The following is a 19,610-nucleotide window of genomic DNA, read 5'->3' on the forward strand; positions in this document are numbered from 1 at the left end:
GTGAAGACGCTCTACGAACCCGACGATCTGCTCGCGGCCGCTCCGGCCGTCCTGACGAACATCCGGATCGGGTACGCCCGCGTCTCGACCAAGGGCCAGCTGCTCGACCGCCAGCTCGACAGTCTCACCGTCGCCGGGTGTCGCCGCATCTTCGCCGACAAGAAGTCGGGGAAGAACGCCGAGCGTCCCGAGCTCAAAGCCTGCCATGCCTTCCTGCAGGAAGGGGACACGCTCGTCGTGCCGTCACTCGACCGCTACGGCCGATCGCTGCAGGACCTGGTGAACATGGTCGCCGAGCTCCGCGCCCGGGGCATCGGATTCCAGAGCCTGCACGAGGCCCTCGACACCACGACGCCCGGCGGCCGCCTGATCTTCCACGTGTTTGCCGCGCTCGCCGAGTTCATCCGCGAGCTCATCGTGGCCGGCACCCACGAGGGCCTGGCCGCCGCGCGGGCCCGGGGCAAGACCGGAGGCCGCCCGACCGTGGTCAACGCCGAGCTGATCCGCGCCGCCCGCGACATGCTCCCCAACCCGGAGAACAGCGTCGCCAGCATCGCGCGCCTGCTCGGCGTCTCGGTCGGCACCCTCTACAACCACATCCCGGACCTGCAGGAGCTGCGGACCAGCCGCCTACCGCGCCAGATCGAACCCGCAGGCCGCTGACCTACTGCCGCAGTTCCTTGCGAGCCTGCAGCCCGTACTCCCACAACTCTGAGCCCTCCGGCCCGGTGCACTGCCAGCCGTCCGCGACGAACTGGCGGACCATCCGCTGCAGGAACTCCCCGCCGCGCGAGGTGCCGAGCGAGATGTGGAGCACGATGGTCGCGCTCGGCTCGTCGTAGCTGTCCCACCAGGCCGGGACCTCCCCGTCGCGCTCGGGGACCAGGTGGTGCTCGACGAACCGCACGACCAGCTGCTCGGGGCCGCGCAGGAGCACCGCCGACTCACGGTCGGCGACCCGCAGCGACGCGGCCATGACGCGCTCGCCCACCGCCGGCACCGCCGCGGCCCGGTAGCCCTCGGTCCGATCGACGGAGCCGAGGAAGCCCCGGGGAGGCTCACCGTCGATCACCTGCTCGTAGAACTCGACACGCACACCCAGATTGATCATGCGGCGATCCTGGCACAGCGGGCAGACCCGCAAGGGCAGTTGAGCAGTTCCCCCTCCTCGACCGCCCTCGGTCGAGGAGGACCTCGGCACCCCCGGGCCGAGGCGGCGAAGAGTGTCTTCGCCGATATCTTGCTCGGCTCGTCCGGGCTTGCGGGAAGCTCCCCTTCCCGCCCAACTTGCTCCCCCCGAGGTCGAGATCACGGCGAGTGCGAGACTTCGTCGGTGAGCACTTCCCGCCGCAGAACCCTGGGTACCGGACCCCGCCCCGCCGTCGACGAGCAGCCCCGTACGGACGGGCGCCGCACCGTCATTGAGCGCGCGGCCCCCGTCGAGGCCCCGGACAACCGTCTCCCCGGGGAGATTCCCGCCCCGGCACCCTCCGGCCGGCGCACGCTCGGCAGCGGCCCGAGCACCGCCAAGTCCTTCTAATTTCCGGCCCTCGGATGAGGGCCGATTTTTGAAACTCCACCAGGTCAGAGCCGGTAACAGTTGAGCGCCGTCGAGCCGACTGTTACCGCGCCGAGCGCTGCCGAGCTGGCCGTCGAGCGGCGGCCGCGGCCCGCCCGTGGGGGCGCCCAAGGTCCGTAAGCCTCCGTGGCCTGCAGCGTGCGCGGCCGCCCGTGCTTCGGGGTGTGAAAGGACGCAGCGGCGGAGGGAGGGGGGTTGGTGGCCGCCCGGTCGGCGGACGCCCCGGTCTCGTCGTGGCCCGGACCGTACCCCCGCCGTCACGGATGACGGGCGCGTGAGGCGAGCGCACCGCCGGCCGTGGCGGGCGGGGAGCAGCTGCTGCCGCGATGTGGACCGGCCGGTGTGGTCGCTCCGCGTCGGCCCGGGTCTCGTCGTGGCTGAGGAGCGTGTCGTCGGTGGTGGGCCGCGCTCTGTGGGGACCCACCGCCCAAGGCCGTCGAGTGGATCCGGTGGGACGCCCCGTCAGTCGATCACTCCCCCTCCAAACCATTCCATTTCATTGCGTCACAGGTAATGCATTGCATTGACATGATGCAATGCAATGCATTAGAATCGGGGTACCGAGATGGACGAGTCGAGGAGCACGCAATGGCCGCTCAGTCGCAGAACAGCAGCAGCGATGACTTCAACTTCTGGGAGGAAGTGATCGGCGACGACCTGGTGGTGGACGGGGTCGTCTACAGCAGCGAGACGTACGAGCCGGACGGCGAGGGTGGCGTCCAGAGGCGCGACCAGGGATGACACCCGGGGGCGGGGCCGGTTGAACGCCGGCCCCGCCCCCGGCCCAGTTCACCGACGACCACCCCCGTTGAGGAGACCGAGATGAGCAGCAGGACCCCGGCCACCCTGCCGCGCGGCCGCACGTACGTCACCGTGTGCCGCCCGTTCACCGCCAACGGGCGCACCGAGGCACGGCTCGCGTTCCCCGCCGCCCGAGGCTGGAGGGCGACCGAGCACAGGGCCTCGGCCGCCGAACTGGCCCGCTTGTTCGGCCTCGGGACCACGGCGCCGCGCCGACTGCTCGCTGACGGCACGCACACCGGGGCCGAGTCGACCCGACGCCTCGACGTCGCCGGCCCGGCACGGACGATGAGCCGCTACCTGGCCGCCCTGCCGCGGGTGATCGCAGGACTGGAGCACCTGGCCACCCGCGCCGCCAGGCGGTTCGGGGCGTGGCGCCGGTCCCTCATGACCGTGCTGTCTGGCGTTCTGGACGACCAGTCCCCCGCCGAGGTGAAGGCGAAGGCCCAGGTGTTCCGTTCGGCCGTCCTGGCCAGGCTGATCGGCTTCATGGCACAGGGCCCCAGCCCGGTCGCCGGTGATGACGCTCGGGCACCCCTCTGGGAGCGCGCGGACGCCGTGGCCGCTGAGGTCTGGGCACTGGCACCGGTCGATCCGTGGGACACCCCGGAGGTGGCACCGTCCGCCGCGCCCGTACAGTCCCAGGCCGCCGAGACCACCACCCCGCGCCCGGCGCCGGTCGCTACCGGCCGGACGGTAGCCCTCGTGGTCATCGACCAGCCGCCGCCGGCCGTGGCACTGGCAGCCTGATCCGGCGATTCGACGAACCGTCCACAACCGAAGGGACACCACCCGCATGAGCGAGCACCGGACCGTCTGGCACATCACCCGGGGCGAGGACCCGGGCGCGGTCGCCGCCGAGGACGAGGCCACCGCCCGCGCGTACGCCGAGGCCCGGTACCGGGAGGATGAGGACCCCGAGGACGAGCCCGCCGCCCTGCGCTGGAACGACGAGGGGGAGCTGCTCGACGAGACGCTCGACCCCAGTTACCCGTACACCGGCTGGACCGTTCGCGAGGAGCAGGTCCTCCGCGCCACCGACCTCCCCACCGCCCAGTAGGAGCACCGAAGATGACCGAGCAGCTGGCCGAGCAGGCCGTCGAGACCGACGCGGCGAAGGCGGCCGAGTGCGCGTACCCCGACTGCCACCGGCCGCCCGTCCCGAAGGACCCGACCGTCCGGGGCCAGGCGCCGAAGTACTGCGACGACCCCGACCACAACGCGATGTCCGCCTACCGGGCCAAGCGCCGGCCGAGCACCGCCGACCCCGCGGCCGCCCAGGCCGTCGAGGAGGCCACCGACCGCCCGGTGACCGGCGCCGCCGAGACCGCCGACATCGTGCGGAAGTCCGTGCTCACCGCCGTCAAGGCGCTGGAGGCCCAGCTCCCCCGGTACGTCGAACTCATGGAGCAGATCGCCGACCCGGAGGCCGCCGAGGCCCAGGTCGCCGCCGCCGAGACCCGCGCGGAGGCCCGGATCGCCGAGGCCGAGGAGAAGTTCGTCGCCGAGCGCGGCCGCCGCGAGACCGCCGAGAAGAAGGCCGCAGCCGCGAAGGACGAGAAGGACGCCGCCGAGGAGGCAGCGGACCAGGCGATCGGCGAACTGGAGGAGGCCAAGGCCCGGTTCGAGGCGGAGACCGCGCGGATCCGCGAAGAGGCGGACAAGGCCGTCGCCGCAGCCCAGAGCGAGGCCGAGGGCAAGGTCGCCCAGGCGGAGGCGCAGGCCGCCCGGTTCGTCGCGGCCGCCGAGGAGGCCGCGGGGAAGGCCCAGGCGGAGGCCCTGGCCAAGGTCGAGGCGATGGAGAAGACCGTCGAGGAGGAGAAGGCGAAGGCCGCGCAGGTCAAAGCCGACTCCGTCCAGGCCGTCGAGGACGCCAAGACCCAGGTACGGGAGGCCGAGGGCAAGGTCGAGAGCGCGCTGGCCGCCGCCCGCCAGGCCGCCGACGACGCCACGGCGAAGGTCGACGCCGCCGAGAAGCTGGCGACGGAACTGCAGCGAGCGCTCGACGCCGCACGGACCGAGGCCGGCGACCGCAGCGAGCGCGTCAAGGAGCTGGAGAAGAAGACGGACCAGCTGCAGGGGGAGCTCCGCACCACCGAGACCCGGGCGCGGGACGCCGAGGAGAAGGTCCGCGAGCTGCAGCGCGAGCAGCCCCGTCCGGCGAAGTAGATCCGGCCACCGCTTCGAAACCGGCCAAATCTGTCAACCCGGTTGACGTCCAATGTCGTTGGGCGTCAACCTGGTTGACATGACGACGTATGAGGCACCGCCCGTGACCGTTCGCGAGATCACCGAAGCCGACGTCCCCCCGATCCCCGACGTCCACGCCAACAAGGCGTGGATCGACAGCGAGGGCGCCGGCCCCCGCCCCGTGGGTGTCGACGCCGGGGGCTACCAGCACATCGTGCTCAACACCCGGACCGGCGAACTGTCCTTCCACTGCTCGGACTACCGCCTCGACAACAAGGAGAAGGGCTACTACCCCGGCGCGATGTTCTCCCCGAGGCACTGGCAGGTCGTCCCCGAGGTCCTGTACTGGACCATCGACAACGGGGTGGCCGAGCGCCAGTACCACGACGTCGCCGAGGGCAACGCGTTCGCCCACGAGGTCGCCCCGATCGCCCAGACCCTCCTCGACCACCTGGTCCCCGTCCCCGGCACCGAGGCCCTCGACTGGTCCGCCGTCGCCGGGTCCGCCGGCCTCGACATCGGCCGCGCGTGCCACCGCGACCGCAAGGGCCCCGAGGGCCGCCGCCCCTGGCTCGTCGAGCTCAGCGAGGCAGCCGGCCCCTTCCCCGAGCTGATCCGGCCCTCCCTGGCCACCGGCACCGACAAGGACCTCGACCGCACGGCGGAGGACCTGGCCCGCTGGGGCCTGCGACGTCAGGGCGGACACCAGGGCGACCTCTTCCCGGACCTGGCCGGGCACTTCCACATCAGCGACAAGGACGCCGCCCGCTACCACTCCGGGCTCATCGGCACCCGGGCCTACCTCTACCAGTACCGCCTCGACCAGAACGGCGGCCGCCCGCTGGTGACCATCGAGCAGTGGCTCACCGAGCACCCCGAGGCCGTCACGGCCGACACCACGAACGCCGAGCTCAACGAGGTCACCGGCACCGTCCGCGAGACCGTCGCCGCCGAAGGCGCCGTCCTGCTCGGCGACACGGCGCACCTCTCGCTCGTCACGTACGAGCACCGGACCGCCCTGCGCCAGGTGGTCCTCGACGAGCTGGCCTCCCTCGGCAAGGCCCGCGCCGACGCCGAGAAGACCGTCAAGGCCAGCCGCGCCGGGATCTACTCCCGCCTCTACAAGGCGTTCGCGTGGGAGGAAGGCCACCCCGAGATCACCGACGCCGAGCTGGGCAGGCTCGCCCAGATGTCCCGACAGGCCGTCAACAAGCTCCGCGACCCGCTCGACGAGACCACCACCGACGAGGAGACCACCAATGCGGCCTGACCCGATCACCGGCGAAGGATTCGACGCGCCGTCGCCCGAAGTCGCCTACATGGGCGCCCCCGACATGCTCCGGGAGTCCGGCGAGCTCATGCACATCTCCACCCGGCTCCAGGTCGAGGCCGCAGACGCCGCCGCCCACGGCCGATCGTACGAGCCCGACGAGAACCACGTCCGCCTCTACCTGCTCCGCCGCGCGGCCCTCTCCGACCGTCTCTCGCTCGCGCACCCCGAGGTCCCGGAGTTCCTCGACGACGCCGTCCAGCTCTCCCAGGAGCTCAAGAAGTTCGACCAGGAGCACAACACCCACATCGGACCGGTCGGCCCCGGCTCGATGGAGTGGGACCCCTCGGCCCGCCCGTACGTCCGCCAGGAATACGACCACTGGGGCTGGTGACCATGACGACCATCGACCCCACCGTGGAACAGCCGGCCACCCTCTTCGCGAGCGCGCTGCAGGAGCTGGCCGACACCTACCCCACCGACCCGCACGACACCGCTACCGTGACCGTCACGGTCACCGACCCGGTGACCGGCGAGCAGCACCAGGCGCACCTGCAGCCCGGCCAGCTCAGTTGGATGACCACACTGGTCATGGACGAGATGGCCACCTGCCGCAACGGGCACTCGGACGGCACCGGCCAGTGCGGGCACTGCGCCGGCACCGGCAAGTCCCCCGGCCGCTAGCCCGACGAACCCGACGACGAGGAGCTGGAGATGACGGAGCGGACGCCCGTGCCGTGGGCCGCCCTGGCCGCCGACCCCGCGACCGTCGAGCGCTACCGGGCCAAAGTCCACGACCGCGGCCCGGGTCAGTGCGCCTACTGGCTCGGCGCGATCAGCAGCTCCGGACACGGCAAGCTCCGCGCCGGGTCCCGGAAGGCGACGACCTCCCGTGTCGTCACCGTGCACGTCCTCGGCTACGTCATCGCCAACGGGGCGCAGGCCCTGGCCCCGGGTGCCGTGGTCCGCCACGTCTGCGACGAGTCGAGCTGTCAGCAGCCCGCCCACTGGGTGGCCGGCGAACGGCTCGACAACATCCGCGACTACTACGCCCGCAGCCACCGGGCCGGGCACGCCCTCGGCGACGTCCGTGGCCCGGACGGACGCGCCGTCGCCATCCGAGACGCCATCCTCACCGCCCAGGCGACCGGCGGTGACGTCGAGGCCGCCATCACCGCCGCGATAGCAGTGGGTAACCCCTCCGGCGCCTCCCAGGACGTCCTCTTCTGACCCCGCCCCGGTAACAGTTGACCCCGCCCCACACCGAGAAAAACCCATGCACATGGGCCAAGGAGACTCGTATGACCGACCCGAAGACGGACCCGGGCCGCGAGGGAACCCGGCTGATCGCCGTGCTGGAGAGGTGCTGGACCGCGATCCAGAAGCACCACCCGGACCTCCCCCCGGTGCTGTTCATCTCCGGAACCGGAGTCCCCCGGCGCCAGACGGAGAAGCCGAGCAAGTCGACCGACGCACCCAAGCGCCGGCACTTCGTCACCGCCGGGCACCACTGGGCCGACCGGTGGGCCGTGGCCGAGCAGGAGCAGCGCCTGGCGGAACTCTTCGTTGCGGGCGAGACCGTACGCGACGGAGGCGAGGAGGTCCTCACGACTCTGCTGCACGAGGCCGCCCATGCGCTGGGCCATGTTCGAAATATCCAGGACACCTCCAAGGGTGACCCCAGGTGGCACCGCAAGGAGTTCGCGCAGCTGGCCACGGAGATGGGACTGCAGCCGCCGAGGAAGTCCTCGAAACCGTTGGGTTTCTCCAATGCGGTGCTGACAGACGCGACCCGCAAGAAGTACGCGTCCGTCATCCGCCTGATCGACGGGGCCGCCCTACCGGGCCTCGGCGGAGCCGACCAGGAAGGCGCCGAGGAGGAGCCGCCGGCCCCGCCGGACAACCCCGGCTCGACCAACGGCAAGCGGGTCAAGGTGACGTGCGGGTGCCTCCCCGACCCCCGGGCGTTCCCGGTCACCCCGAAGGTCCTGGCGGAGGGTCCGATCATCTGCGGACTGTGTGAGCAGCCGTTCACCCTCCCCGGGGAGGAGGCCGCCGTCGAAGACGAGCCCGGCGCCGAAGCGGACCCCGACTCCCCCGGCGGGGAGCCCGCCGCCGTCCTCCCCGCACCCCGCCCCGCCGAGCCCGCCCAGGACGAGGAATCACCCATGCACATGGGTCCCTGACCCACCGTCCGGACCCCGCCGCGCCCGCCCGGCCCCGGGGTCCGCGGCCGGGCAATTCCTCCATGTGCATGTGGCACAGCCCACCGCCGGCGCCGCGAAGCGCGCCGCAGAATCCCCGCCGCCGAAAATCACTCGTGGTAACAGTCGAGGCCCGCCCCCAGCTTGGGGTCGGGCCTCTTGTTCGTCTGTGGCGAGCGTAGCGGCCCCCTGCCGCCCCGTCGAGCTCCCGTCCTTCATAGGCGCTCCGCGCCATCCTCCTCCGCGCTCCGCCCGGCCCCTTCACAGTGCCGACCTACCCCTACCGAACCTCAGAACCAACACCCACTTTCCACCGTCTCCAACCCTCCGCATCCATCCATCTCAACCTCACTACGAACCCCCTTTTCCTCCGCCAATCACCATGCTACAAACCTCACTACATAAACACACCTAGGCATTCTTAATTTGTCGGTGTCGCTGACGCTCGTGCTCGCGTAGAGTTGCCGTCGTGCTACGTATCACAGCGATCTCCGGAGGCGAGGCAGGGCTCAACTACCTGCTCTCCGGATCAGGCTGTGCCGGCGAGCACCAGGCCGACGCCGAGATGACCCTCGACGGTCCCGAGGGGTACTACGCCAAGGGCACGGAACACGGCACTCCGCTTGCCGTGTGGCTCGGCGAGGGCGTCTCCGAGTGGGGTGTCGAGGCAGGCGCGAACGCTACCGAGCGTGACATTCGCGCCGTCTTCGGGAAGCACGCCCACCCCGAGGAGTACCGGGCCGCGGTGTCCGAGGCGAAGCAGTTCATCGACGACAACGGCCTCACCGGAGACGTCGCCGAGAAGGTCATGGCAGACGCCGAGGCGTCCGCCCGCCGGGGCCGGAAGGCGTACGAGTTCCGCTCGATGGACGAGCGGGTCGAGGCCCGGCTGGAGAGCGAGCCGAACGCCGACCCGGAGCGCGTGGCGGAGATCCGGAGGGAAGAGCGGAACAAGGGCCAGCGCAACAGCGCCATGTACTTCGACCAGACGTACTCCGCGCAGAAGAGCGTCTCGACCTACCTCACCGGACTGGAGGCCGCCGGCCGTCACGAGGACGCCGCCAAGGTCCGCGCCGCTCACAACGAGGGCATCGCGGCCGCCATGAAGGTCTTCGAGGAGGAGGCCGGCTTCGGCCGGGTCGGCTACCACGGCAAGGCCAAGGGCGACCGCCCGTCGACCGGCCGGTACGTCGACAGCACCGGCTTCACCGCCGCGATCTTCACCCACGAGGTTTCCCGAGAGGGAGACCCCCAGCTCCACGCCCACGTGGCAGTTCTCAACAAAATCAAGGTCCTCGACGAGGAGGGCAACGAGCACTTCGTGACCCTCGACTCGAAGGCGATGCACAAGGCGCGCGAGGCCGCGGCCGCCGTCTACGAGCGGACCATGGAGCAGGCGATCGAGCGCGAGCTCCCGGTCGTGTTCGAAATGAGGCCGGACGGCAAGGCCCGCGAGATCAAGGGCTTCGAGCCGGAACTGCTCGAAGCCCTGTCAGAGCGGACGTTCCAGGTCGACCGGCGGTACGAGGAACTGCGCGAGCAGTACGTCCAGGACCACGGCCGTGAGCCGTCCGCGCTCGTGCGGACGCGGCTCCGCGAGGTCGCCACCCTCGACACCCGTGACCCGAAGCGGAATGAACACCAGAGCGCCGAGGCACGGATCGAGCGTGCTACCAGGATCGCCGAGGAGCAGGTCCCGGGCGGTCTCCTCGGCGCGCTGGAGCGTGCCGAGGAAGTGGGTTACCAGACGAAGATGGCGGAGGTCGACGCCCCCACGTTCGACCGCGAACAGGTCATCCGGGACTCGCTCGAAACCCTGCAGACCAAGCGCGCGACGTGGGACCGCAGCGAGCTGATCCAGCAGATCAACACCACGCTCGGTGACAGCCTCCCCCGCGACGTGCCGCTCGCGCCGCTCGCCAACTCGATGGCCACCGAGGCGCTCAAGTCTGGCCGCTACGGCGTAGTGCAGACCGCCGGCCTGACCATCATCGAGGAAGCGCCCTCCCGAATCCGGCAGAGCGACGGCCGGTCGGTGTTCTCCCCGAGCGCCCTGGCCAGCGAGAAGTTCTCGCTGGAGGAGCACCTCAGCGACGAGGGCCGCGTCGCCGCCCGCGCCCACCAGACCGGCGCCCCCGCCTTGTCCCCGCCCGTCCTCGACCAGGTCGTCAAGTCCTCCGGCGTCACCGCCGACCAGGCCGACGTCGTCCGCGGAGTCCTCGGCGACAGCAAGCGGATCAGCGTGGTCGAAGGCCCCGCCGGCGCCGGAAAGTCGTACGCGACCGGGGTCATCGCCGAGGCATGGCAGGAGCACACCGGAGGCCGCGTGATCGGCCTCGGCCCCAGCTCCGTCGCCGCCGAAGTCCTCGGCGAGGAGGGCATCGAGATCCGGGAGAACACCACCCGCTTCCTCGACGTGTACTCCAAGGGCCTCGGCAGCCGGGAGAACGTCGAGAAGTTCCGTCTGCGCGAGGGCGACCTGGTGGTCCTCGACGAGGCCGGCATGGCGTCCACCGACCACATCACCCGCGTCTCCGAGCTGTGCGAGGCCGCCGGGGCCAAGTTGGTGTTGATCGGTGACCAGCAGCAGCTGCAGTCCCCCGAAGCCGGTGGCCTCCTGCGCGCCATGGTGGAGGACGGCCCGCACTACAGCCTCAGCAACGTCCGCCGGTTCAAGGAGCCGGACGGCACGGTGCGCGAGTGGGAGGCGGAGGCGAGCCTGGCCGTACGCCGCGGCGACGTGCGCGCGCTGGAGGAGTACCGCCTGCAGGGCCGGTTCCAGGGCGGCACGCTGGAGGAGATGAAGACCGCCGTCATCCAGGCGTACGTCGCGGACGCCATCGCAGACCGCGAGTCCGTGGTCATGACCGCCACGAACGGCCGTGCCACCGAAGTCTCCCGGGAGATCCGCGCCGAACTCGTCCGGTACGGGCTCGTCGAGGAGACCGGTCTGCCGCTGGCCGACGACAACCGTGCGGGCGTCGGCGACCTGATCCAGACCAGGGAAAACGACTCCAAGCTCAAGGACTCCGAAGGCAGGCTCGTCCTGAACCGGCGGGTCTACCGGGTGACCGGCATCGGGGAGGACGGCCAGCTCACGGCCGCCCGCGTGGCTGGCCGCAACGAGGACGGCACCGAACGCCTGGCCGGAACCGTCACGATCCCCGGCTCGTACGTCGAGGAGCACGTATCGCTGGCCTACGCGGGCACGGTCAACGCCGTGCAGGGCCGCACGGTCGGATACGGCGGGTACCTGTTGGTCGAGGAGGGGATGTCCCGGCAGCAGGTGTATCCGGGCCTGACCCGCGCCCAGCGTTACAACCGGGCGTTCGCCGCGTGCCAGGTCCCCGGCAACGAGCACCGGCTCCAGGCTGTCGACCAGGACGCCATGTCGATGATCCAGGCCGCTGTCGAGCGTGATGGGGGTGAGCTGGCCGCGGTGCAGGAGCTCCGCGAGAGCCAGGACTGGGCCGAGTCGACCCCGGCGCTGGAGCCGCGCTGGAACGACTACGTCACCGAGCACAGCCGCAAGCAGTACGAGCCGATGCTCCAGCAGATGCTCAGCGAGGACCACTTCAAGAAGCTCAAGGCCGGCGACCCGAGCACGGTCTACCGCAAGCTGCGCGAGGCCGAGCTGGCCGGGCACGACGGCAAGCAGCTGCTGCGCGAGGCCATCCGCATGCGCCCGATGAGCTACCCCGTCCCCGAGAACGTTCCCGGACTGGTCAACTGGCGTGTCGATGTTGCCCTGACGGACCGCACGCCCGAGCGCGAGCCGGCTGGACCCAACTGGTCCGACCGGACCCCGGACATGCCCGGCCGGGAGGGTGAGGTCGCCCGCGAGCTGGCCGAGGCCATGGACGACCGCCGCGACGTGCTGGGCGAGCGCCTTACCGAGGCGCCCCCGGAGTGGGCCGTCCGCCACCTTGGCCCCGTCCCGGAGGAGATCCTCGACCGGGCCGAGTGGGCCCGCCGCGCGGGCACGGTCGAGGGCTACCGCGAGCTGTACGGCATCGACGCCCCGAACACGGCGATCGGCCGACTGCCGGCGAAGGGCGCCGTCGAGCAGCGCGCCGCGTGGGAAGCCGCCCACAGCGCACTGGGCCGCACGGAGAACGAGGAGAGCCTCGCGCGGACCAGCGACGCCGCCCTGCGCGAGATGGTCAACCGGTACGAGCGCGAGAAGTCTTGGGCCCCTACCTACATGGGCGAGGAGATGTCCGAGGCCCGTCTGGTGGTCCTGCACTACGGGGAGAGGGCGATCCTGGCCCAGGCCGACGCAGACCAGGCCACGGACGCCGCCGAGCGCGCCGAGCTGGAGGCACAGGCCCGCGGCTACGAGGACCTGGTGGCCAACCTGTCCGAGCGCGTCGAGACCATGGAGCAGATCGACAAGGCCCGCACCGCCTGGTACGAGGAGACAGCCCCGGCCCGCGAGGCCGCCGAGGCTGCCCGCGACGAGCTGGAGCGCCGGGGCGCCGACGACCAGGTCCACGTCGAGCAGTCCGCCGAGGAAGTCCTCGACGAGGACTTCGCCGCCGCGCCGGAGTACGACCTCGACCAGGTCGAGGAGATCGACTGGAGCGTGGAGGGCGAGACCCTCCACCAGGCGCCCGAGCAGGACGTCGAGGCCGAGCTCACGTACGCGGAACAGGAGGAGCTCGACCAGGCGGTGGCCGCGTTCGAGCGCCAGCACCGGGCCGCCGGCGCCGGAGACCCGGAGATCGACTGGAGCGTGGAGGGCGAGACCCTCGACCAGGCGCCCGAGGTCGCGTACGAGCAGGACGCCGTCGAGCCGCAGCTGGCCGAGGACGACGTCCAGCAGCGCGTCGAGGACGAGCTGGCCGCCCAGGCCGCCGTGGGCCGCGAGCCCTGGCAGGCCGAGGCCGAGCAGGCGCCCGAGGTGGACTGGGCCGTCGAGGGCGAGACCTGGCGGGTCGAGGCGCCGGAGCAGGACGCCGAGGCCGAACTGCAGCCGCAGGAAGCCGTCCAGGCCACCACGGCCAGGGAGGTCCCGGTCTTCACGTCCGGTCCGTGGCTGGACGCCGTGGTCGCCGACTTTGAACAGGAGCTGAGGGAGAGGACCCTGGCCGCCCGCGAGAGTGAGCCGGAGCACGACCTCGACCAGGCCCCGGAGCTCAACTGGGACGTCGAGGGCGAGACGTTCGAGGAGCGGGTGGAGGAGACGGTCCAGGCCGAGGCCGAACAGGACGTTGAGGTCGAGGTCGAGCAGACCGCCGAGGTCGAGGCCGAGCTGCAGCCGCAGGCCCCGGAGCAGGAGCAGGCGCCGGCAGTGTCGGCGCCCACCGTCGAGGACGAGTACCGCGCGATCTACGAGCAGCAGTCCGCGCAGCAGCTCACCGAAGGCGGTGAGGTCTCCCCCGAGGCCGGCACGCAGGCGACGCAGCCCGGGGCGGAGCAGCAAAACCAGCGCGAGGCTCAGCACCTGGTGTCCTCCGGGCACCAGCTCCCGGCCCAGCTGGCCGACCTGCAGGCTGACCTCGACAAGGCGTACGGCGCGCTCGCCGAGATCGCCTCCCGCCAGGCCGAACGCGACCAGTCGGCGCAGGCGGACGACGCGGCCCGTGCTGAGCAGGCCGAGGTCAGCCGCACCCGCGAGCCCGAGGTCGAGGTCGCGCCGCAGATCCAGCAGGATCAGGGCCCGATCATCAGCTACTGACAGGGCCCCGGGCCCCCTGTCCGGGTCCCAGCCCCGGACCGTACCCTCAACCGATCAGGAGGTGAGCCAGGTTGACCACACAGTGGACGCCGCCAGAGCTGCGCTCGCAGGACGAGCTCCAGGCGATGACCGCGTACGTGACCGAGCACGGATACGGCTCCACCAGTAAGACGTACGTCCGCGGCGTCATCACGGCGCTGAACTGGGTGACCGGGGAGACGGACGTTTCCCCCATCACCCGAAGGTCTCTCGGCCGACCGGTCACCGGGATGGATGCCAGCAGCGAGGGCGGCCGCGCGTACGACGCGCTGTACGCCACCAGCGACCCCGCCCTGTGGAAGGTCACGGTGGAAGAGGGCCAGGACTACACGCTCGCTGTCGAGCACACGCTTGCGTGGGCCAGGGGCGGCGACATGGGCCTGGCCGTGCCAGCGGATTGGCCCTGGCCCCAGTAGCACCGGCCGGCATGCCAGTAGAGACAGCACGAAGCCCCCAGCGCGTTCTCCGCGCTGGGGGCTTCCGTTGTGCTGCTACTTGGCCGCTACGGGCCCGGGAGCGGGCGGGGCCGCCCGGTTGGCGAGGTCCCAGCTGATGTACGCGGAGAGTCCCGCGTCGTCGTCGATCGCCTGCGGCCGTCCGGGCTGGGTCGCGTCGAGTTCCCAGGCGTCCGGCTGATGGCCCTTCTCGCACCGGGACAGCTCAGAGATCACGCGACGCTTGACGCCCGGTGCGTACCGGTCGTGCCAGTCCCCCGCGCGGTTCGGTTCGCCGTACGACGTCTCGTAGATCTTGATCCATTCCTGGCAGAGCCAGGACAGTTCCTTGACGGCGCCCCGGTGCCGGTACCAGCACGGCGGGATCCGCGAGGGCGTCATGGGGCCGCCGTTGCTCACGGAGCCGTAGCCGCCGCCGTTGTTGGTGGCGAACAGGTCCGCCGGCGGGCCGACCCAGCCGTACGCGTACTCCAGCTCGTTGCGGACCCAGTTGACCAGGATGTCCCAGGCGTCGGCAGCGTCCTTCTTGTCCATGCCGTTGAAGGACCAGTTCCAGACCTTGACGACCTCCTCGGCCGGTTTGGCCGCGATGGCCTCCAGGGCCTCGACGACCTCCTTCATCTTCTTGCCGAGGGCGTCCAGCTGGGTCTTCACCGGGCCGAGGCCCTGCAGCTCCGTCTGCAGGCCCGAGGTCCGCTCCTCCAGGTGGTCAATGGCCAGCTGGACGGGGCCGAGGTCGAGCCCGTCCAGTGCGGCCTGCATCGTGCCGTCGCGCTCGTCGAGCCGCTTCACGGCGTCCTCGACCCGGGCCAGGTCCTTGGCCAGGACGAACAGCTGTCCCCCGAGGCCGCTTTCCCCCGCGGCCATCAGCGGCGGCCCTTGACGAGGCGGTCGGAGTCGTCGTTGCGCGGGGCGGGCACCTTCGCGGCGCTGGCCGTGAGCTTCTTGACGTCGCGCCGCTTCCACAGCGGCTTGATGTGCGTGATGACGGGGCTGCAGCCCGCGAAGATGACCAAGCTCCGGCGCTTGCCGAGCTTGAAGATCTCCCCGGAGGTGATGACCTGCTTCTCCTCGGTGACCGTGCTCACCGAGGACTCCCCGTTGCGGGTGGTCGTCGTCTTGCGCTGCTTCTCGTAGGTGCCGCACATGTCGCTGATCTCCTTGCGGACCTGCGCGTCTCCGATGCCGCGCAGGAAGATCCGCACGTTGGCGTCGTCCCAGATCACCCTTCCGCGGCTTTCCCCCCAGACGTCGAACAGCTGGGAGCGGGACTGGATGACGATGACCAGGGTGATACCCCGGCCGCCCGAGTCCGGCATCCACTTGTCGACCGGCAGCGGGATGATGTTGGCGATCTCGTCGAGCGCCCACAGGCAGGGCGGGTCCATGCGGCCGCTGCCGTTCTTGTTGCCCAGGTCGATCGCCGTCTGCCGCAGGAAGTCGGCGAACATGACGAACAGCGGGGCCACGGCCGACCCGGGCTTGTCGGAGCCGATCATGTAGAGGGTCCCGCGGTTGAGCAGGAAGGTCTCCGCGTCGAAGTTCTCGCCGGGGCCGGGGAGCACGGTGGCCGCCACTTTCGGGTTCGACATCCAGGCCAGGGCGTTGGACAGGGTGGTGAAAATTCCGTCGCCGGTCCCCTGGACGACCTTCTGCCGCTGGACCAGGAGGTCCGCCCAGTCCCCGGCGCCGGCCGTGCTCAGGATGTTCACCGCCGTGTGGTCCTGGCGGTTCTGCGACCAGGTGTAGACGTCCATCATGGTCCGGCCGCCGAGGGCGGCCGCGTGCAGGAAACGGCTCAGCACCTCGTTGGCCGTGGACTTGAAGAACTCGTCCACCCCGCTGCCGGCCCCGCCGGAGCCGCGCGAGCCGTACAGCAGGTAGGCGGCACGCTGGATGGCGACCTCCCGCTGCTCGCAGCCCCGGATCGGGTCCCACCGGAACGTGTTGAGCTGCTTCTGGCCGCTCAGACCCAGCGGGTCCCAGACCCAGACGGGGCCCTGCATCTCGCGCAGGGACTTGGTCGCCAGGTGGTCGTGGACCTTGGAGGACGTGTGCACAACCGCGCCGTCCCACCGGTAGATCATGCTGTTGAGGATGATGGACTTGCCCTGCCGCGACGGGGCCAGGATCAGGTAGTTCTGCTCCGGGGTGCCCCAGATCCCGGACGGCCAGCCGCCTGAGCGCAGACTGCCCAGCGGCACCGCGTAGGCCGTCGTGGGCACCTTCTTGACCTTGCCGACGAGGCTGGGGCGGGTCTGCTCGACCATCGCCCTGGCGTTGCGGGCCGACATCTCCGCGCGGATCTCCCGCTTGCTCGCGAACCCGGGCTTGGGGGCGTACTGGCCCCACAGCCAGCCGCCACCGGCCACGAGCGCCGCGGCCGTGATGCCCGTGGCGATGCCGGCGGGCCCGGTCACGAACTCGTTGACGGTGTTGAGGAACGGGAGCGGCATGTCGTCGTTGGTCGGCAGGCCGGGGACCGGCGTGGCCGCCAGTTCCTGCGCCGTAATCTGCATGCGGGACATCATGGGATTTCTTCTCTCTCTGTCTCGAAGCCCCCGGGGATCAGCGCTGCCACGCCCCCCGGGGGCGTTGTCCGTCTGGGTCCGGTGACCAGTGCTGGGCACCGTACGCGCGGAGTAGGACAAGCCCCCGCTTGTTTTCTGCTGGGCGCCGCTCGGCAGGCGCGCGGTTCCCGGATTACGGCGACCAGGTGATCTCCGTGCTCATCACTCTGCAGGTCCGGGCCTGTGGATATTTTCCGCGCGCACCGACTGACGGAGGGTCAGACCGGCTGACGCTGGCCGTTGATCGAACGGGTCTGCGCGGCATCCTCGGCACGCTCGTGCCCGTCTGCTCGGTAGCTGTCCGACTCCTGCCGCGCGCTGCTCGGTTCCGCGTGGCGGCTTTCCGAGCGCTCGGTTTCGCCCTCCGCCTGCCGCGCACCGCCGTTGGCGACCATCGCGGCCCGGATCCGGCTGAACTCGATCAGCCAGTTGCGTGCGTTGCCCTCCGAGACGTCGTACGCCACCGACAGCTCCGTGGCGGTCGGGAGCTCCCGGCGCTCCCGCACGGCCGCGATGTACTCCTCCCAACCGGCCTGCTTCGCCCCGCTCCGGAAGGCCGGCGCACCGGCGAGGGCGACCGCCTCGGCCTCCCCGCCGAGCCGGTCGGCCAGCTGCGGCCGCAGCGTCTCCAGCAGGGCCTGCGCCTCGGCCGCCTCGGCCTGCGTGCGCCGGGCGGTCTCGTCCGCCAGGTGCTGCCTGTCCTCGGCCTGTCGCCGCAGCTCAGCCGCCTGATTCGCCGCCGCCGTGTGCTGCTCGGCGGCACGCTGGGCGTCACCCAGGACACCCCGCAGGCGCTCGACCTCCCCGGAGATCCGCTGGGCCTCACCGTTCAGGGAGCGGGTCGTGTCCTCCGCCGCCTTACGGTCGTTGAGGAGGCGCTGGAGCTCCGTCCGGAGCGACTCGACCTGACCGGCCGTCGCGTCCTTCGCGGACTGCTCGTCCACGATCAGCCGGCGCACCCGGTCGAGTTCCAGCGAGGCGTTGGAGAGCTTCTTCTGCTCCTCCTCGGCCCGCTCGATCAGCCGGTTCGCATTCTTCTCTTCTTCGGACATCTTGGATTCCGCGCGCTTCCGAGCGGCTTCCGAGCGTTCCCGTGCTTCTGCCGCGCGGTCCGCTTCGGCCTTGGCCTTCCGGGTCTCCTCGGCCGCCGCAGCCAGAGCCTCCCGGGCTTCCTCCCGCGCGGTTTCCGCAGCCGCCTTCTCCTCGACTGCCGCGCGCATGGCCTCTTCCGCGCGCTCCCGCGCATCCTCGGCAACCTGCCGAGCGGACTCGGCCGCGTCTGCCTTCGCTTCCAGTTCTGCCGCGCGCTCCGCCGCCTCGATCCTCCTCGCCGAGGGCAGGATCGCGACCTCCTCCATCAGCTGGGTGACTGCCTTGGTGTTGGAGGTGTCGACCATGGCGACGTCGTCGACGCGGGTCCAGCCGGCCAGCCCGCGGAGCACGGCGAGGGCCTGCGCGGAGTCGAGCGCGAAGTCGGCCCGCTCCATTGAGGCCGTGGCCTTGCGGCGCAGCGCGGTCAGCTCGTCCACGGCCTTGGCCAGGTCCCGGCGCCGGATCTCCCGCGTCTTCCCGTTCTCCAGCAGCTTCACGTGCTGCTCCAGCGCCTTGCGGAGCCGGAACAGGCGGGTCGCGGCCTTTTTGGCGAGGGTGGCACGGGCCACCTGCCCTGACGTCGAGTTCGGGTCCAGGCCCAGACCGGAGAACGCGGCCGCCCATCCCTTGGTCCACAGCAGCACCAGCAGCCGGAGCGGGCCGGCCTTGGACTCGTCCTCGACCTTCTCCGAGCCCATCATTCGGGCCCGCAGTTCGAGCTCGATGACCCAGGCCGCACCGATCGGCATGGCGCCCATGAAGGGGGCCGCCACCAGGTTGGGCGCGTGGATCACGTTGGCGGTCGCGCTCACCGCGACCAGCACCCAGGCCGTGGTGTGGATCGCGCGAAGCTGCGGAGTCCATCCGAGCTTGGGGTTGGCCCGCCGGTAGAGCTGGGAGAACAGCGCCAGCTCCATCACGTCGAACATCGCGACGAAGCCCACCGCGATGGGCTCAGGCAGCTGCGCGGTGAAGCGCGCGAACCCCCACAACCCGTAGATCGACACGGCCATGCCGCCGAGGGCGACGTACGCCTGGCGCCCCATGTTGCCCAGGCCGATGACTTCCGACTCGCGCCCCTCGGCCCTGGCCGTCACCAGGTCCGCCCGGCGCCGGTTGCGGGCCCGCTCGTTGGTCCGCCACACCGTACGGATCGCCAGGTAGGCCGTGCCGAGCAGAGCCAGGGCGACCGCGCCGGCGGTGACGCTCAGGGCCCAGGCCGGGGTGTCGGAGACAGCGCGGTCAAGGGTTGAGGACCAGTCAACAGCGAGCGTATTTCCGGCCGCTGACCAGGACGAATTGGATCCGGCCGTACTCTGGTTGAGACGCATTCAGACCTCCATATCTCTGCGTCGTGGCCTCGGCGGTGCCCAATTCACCGCTGGGGCCGTTTTTCGTTTTCAGGCGCTGTGTCGGTCGACGTACTCGTTGAGGGCCTTGTCGATCAGGTCCTGCATGCTGACGTCCTGCTCAGCACAGAAGACCCGCGCCTTCCTCCGCGTGGACTTGCGTACGCGAGCGGAGATGAGGACCAGGTCCTCAGGCGATGCGTCCTCTTTGGCCTGTTCATCCGGCACTTGGGTTCTCCCTGCAGGTGGATCCAGCGTTGTCTGGAGCACCATCTTTCCCTCCCTGTTGACATCGTGCCGCCCACCCTAATGTAAGCAAGCTGGAATGTCATCTCTCGGTACATGTTGACATGATGGCAGTGATGGGGCTTACTGGAATAG

Annotated in this window: 18 protein-coding genes; 13 read left to right on the forward strand and 5 right to left on the reverse strand. The window is 70.7% G+C overall.

Annotated elements, in window-relative coordinates:
- Entirely contained in the window at nucleotides 1-663 is a 663-nt protein-coding gene (locus tag AC3IYI_RS43175; protein ID WP_489412469.1) for a recombinase family protein, read from the forward strand.
- A 1-nt stretch (nucleotide 664) separates the two neighbouring features.
- Here AC3IYI_RS43175 and AC3IYI_RS43180 read toward each other — a convergent pair whose 3' ends face one another.
- Entirely contained in the window at nucleotides 665-1,111 is a 447-nt protein-coding gene (locus tag AC3IYI_RS43180) for a hypothetical protein (RefSeq protein WP_489412470.1), read from the reverse strand.
- Between the two features lie 222 nt (nucleotides 1,112-1,333).
- Between AC3IYI_RS43180 and AC3IYI_RS43185 the strand changes: the two genes are divergently transcribed.
- The 12 genes from AC3IYI_RS43185 (at nucleotide 1,334) to AC3IYI_RS43240 (ending at nucleotide 14,179) form a co-directional block, all read left to right on the forward strand.
- The gene (locus tag AC3IYI_RS43185; protein ID WP_489412471.1) at nucleotides 1,334-1,540 is read left to right on the forward strand and encodes a hypothetical protein; all 207 of its coding nucleotides are present in this window, start codon (nucleotides 1,334-1,336) and stop codon (nucleotides 1,538-1,540) included.
- 627 nt (nucleotides 1,541-2,167) lie between these two features.
- Nucleotides 2,168-2,320, forward strand: coding sequence for a hypothetical protein (locus tag AC3IYI_RS43190; protein WP_489412472.1), 153 nt, complete (start codon nucleotides 2,168-2,170; stop codon nucleotides 2,318-2,320).
- Between the two features lie 81 nt (nucleotides 2,321-2,401).
- Nucleotides 2,402-3,130, forward strand: a complete 729-nt coding sequence (locus tag AC3IYI_RS43195; RefSeq protein WP_489412473.1) for a hypothetical protein — start codon at nucleotides 2,402-2,404, stop codon at nucleotides 3,128-3,130.
- A 46-nt stretch (nucleotides 3,131-3,176) separates the two neighbouring features.
- Nucleotides 3,177-3,440 (forward strand): hypothetical protein, encoded by a 264-nt coding sequence (locus tag AC3IYI_RS43200; protein WP_489412474.1) that lies wholly within the window; start codon nucleotides 3,177-3,179, stop codon nucleotides 3,438-3,440.
- 11 nt (nucleotides 3,441-3,451) lie between these two features.
- Entirely contained in the window at nucleotides 3,452-4,549 is a 1,098-nt protein-coding gene (locus tag AC3IYI_RS43205; protein WP_489412475.1) for a hypothetical protein, read from the forward strand.
- A 79-nt stretch (nucleotides 4,550-4,628) separates the two neighbouring features.
- The gene (locus AC3IYI_RS43210) at nucleotides 4,629-5,840 is read left to right on the forward strand and encodes a hypothetical protein (RefSeq protein WP_489412476.1); all 1,212 of its coding nucleotides are present in this window, start codon (nucleotides 4,629-4,631) and stop codon (nucleotides 5,838-5,840) included.
- The gene (locus AC3IYI_RS43215) at nucleotides 5,830-6,234 is read left to right on the forward strand and encodes a hypothetical protein (RefSeq protein ID WP_489412477.1); all 405 of its coding nucleotides are present in this window, start codon (nucleotides 5,830-5,832) and stop codon (nucleotides 6,232-6,234) included. Before AC3IYI_RS43210 ends, AC3IYI_RS43215 begins: the two co-directional genes overlap by 11 nt.
- Before the next feature lie 2 nt (nucleotides 6,235-6,236).
- Complete coding sequence (locus tag AC3IYI_RS43220; RefSeq protein ID WP_489412478.1) at nucleotides 6,237-6,524, forward strand: hypothetical protein; 288 nt, start codon at nucleotides 6,237-6,239, stop codon at nucleotides 6,522-6,524.
- 30 nt (nucleotides 6,525-6,554) lie between these two features.
- A complete protein-coding gene (locus tag AC3IYI_RS43225; protein WP_489412479.1) occupies nucleotides 6,555-7,070 on the forward strand; it encodes a hypothetical protein in 516 nt (171 codons plus the stop codon).
- A gap of 71 nt (nucleotides 7,071-7,141) precedes the next feature.
- Entirely contained in the window at nucleotides 7,142-8,026 is an 885-nt protein-coding gene (locus AC3IYI_RS43230) for a hypothetical protein (protein WP_489412480.1), read from the forward strand.
- 487 nt (nucleotides 8,027-8,513) lie between these two features.
- Nucleotides 8,514-13,724, forward strand: coding sequence for a MobF family relaxase (gene mobF, locus AC3IYI_RS43235; protein ID WP_489412481.1), 5,211 nt, complete (start codon nucleotides 8,514-8,516; stop codon nucleotides 13,722-13,724).
- A 71-nt stretch (nucleotides 13,725-13,795) separates the two neighbouring features.
- Nucleotides 13,796-14,179, forward strand: a complete 384-nt coding sequence (locus AC3IYI_RS43240) for a hypothetical protein (RefSeq protein ID WP_489412482.1) — start codon at nucleotides 13,796-13,798, stop codon at nucleotides 14,177-14,179.
- Nucleotides 14,180-14,254: 75 nt separating this feature from the next.
- Here AC3IYI_RS43240 and AC3IYI_RS43245 read toward each other — a convergent pair whose 3' ends face one another.
- The 4 genes from AC3IYI_RS43245 to AC3IYI_RS43260 form a co-directional block, all read right to left on the reverse strand.
- On the reverse strand, nucleotides 14,255-15,085 hold the full coding sequence (locus AC3IYI_RS43245; RefSeq protein ID WP_489412483.1) for a hypothetical protein: 831 nt from the start codon (nucleotides 15,083-15,085) through the stop codon (nucleotides 14,255-14,257).
- Nucleotides 15,085-16,737, reverse strand: coding sequence for a type IV secretory system conjugative DNA transfer family protein (locus AC3IYI_RS43250; protein ID WP_489412484.1), 1,653 nt, complete (start codon nucleotides 16,735-16,737; stop codon nucleotides 15,085-15,087). Before AC3IYI_RS43250 ends, AC3IYI_RS43245 begins: the two co-directional genes overlap by 1 nt.
- Before the next feature lie 269 nt (nucleotides 16,738-17,006).
- Entirely contained in the window at nucleotides 17,007-19,211 is a 2,205-nt protein-coding gene (locus tag AC3IYI_RS43255; RefSeq protein WP_489412485.1) for a coiled-coil domain-containing protein, read from the reverse strand.
- A gap of 69 nt (nucleotides 19,212-19,280) precedes the next feature.
- The gene (locus AC3IYI_RS43260) at nucleotides 19,281-19,457 is read right to left on the reverse strand and encodes a hypothetical protein (RefSeq protein WP_489412486.1); all 177 of its coding nucleotides are present in this window, start codon (nucleotides 19,455-19,457) and stop codon (nucleotides 19,281-19,283) included.
- Nucleotides 19,458-19,610 lie beyond the last annotated feature (153 nt).

It is taken from the genome of Streptomyces sp. GL_148 (genome assembly GCF_057834205.1).

Coding starts and splice junctions, on each gene's coding strand:
- AC3IYI_RS43210 (WP_489412476.1), top strand. CDS start 4,629: ATGACGACGTATGAGGCACCGCCCGTGACCGTTCGCGAGATCACCGAA.
- AC3IYI_RS43180 (WP_489412470.1), bottom strand. CDS start 1,111: ATGATCAATCTGGGTGTGCGTGTCGAGTTCTACGAGCAGGTGATCGAC.
- AC3IYI_RS43195 (WP_489412473.1), top strand. CDS start 2,402: ATGAGCAGCAGGACCCCGGCCACCCTGCCGCGCGGCCGCACGTACGTC.
- AC3IYI_RS43220 (WP_489412478.1), top strand. CDS start 6,237: ATGACGACCATCGACCCCACCGTGGAACAGCCGGCCACCCTCTTCGCG.
- AC3IYI_RS43215 (WP_489412477.1), top strand. CDS start 5,830: ATGCGGCCTGACCCGATCACCGGCGAAGGATTCGACGCGCCGTCGCCC.
- AC3IYI_RS43225 (WP_489412479.1), top strand. CDS start 6,555: ATGACGGAGCGGACGCCCGTGCCGTGGGCCGCCCTGGCCGCCGACCCC.
- AC3IYI_RS43255 (WP_489412485.1), bottom strand. CDS start 19,211: ATGCGTCTCAACCAGAGTACGGCCGGATCCAATTCGTCCTGGTCAGCG.
- AC3IYI_RS43200 (WP_489412474.1), top strand. CDS start 3,177: ATGAGCGAGCACCGGACCGTCTGGCACATCACCCGGGGCGAGGACCCG.
- AC3IYI_RS43250 (WP_489412484.1), bottom strand. CDS start 16,737: ATGCAGATTACGGCGCAGGAACTGGCGGCCACGCCGGTCCCCGGCCTG.
- AC3IYI_RS43230 (WP_489412480.1), top strand. CDS start 7,142: ATGACCGACCCGAAGACGGACCCGGGCCGCGAGGGAACCCGGCTGATC.
- AC3IYI_RS43245 (WP_489412483.1), bottom strand. CDS start 15,085: ATGGCCGCGGGGGAAAGCGGCCTCGGGGGACAGCTGTTCGTCCTGGCC.
- AC3IYI_RS43190 (WP_489412472.1), top strand. CDS start 2,168: ATGGCCGCTCAGTCGCAGAACAGCAGCAGCGATGACTTCAACTTCTGG.
- AC3IYI_RS43205 (WP_489412475.1), top strand. CDS start 3,452: ATGACCGAGCAGCTGGCCGAGCAGGCCGTCGAGACCGACGCGGCGAAG.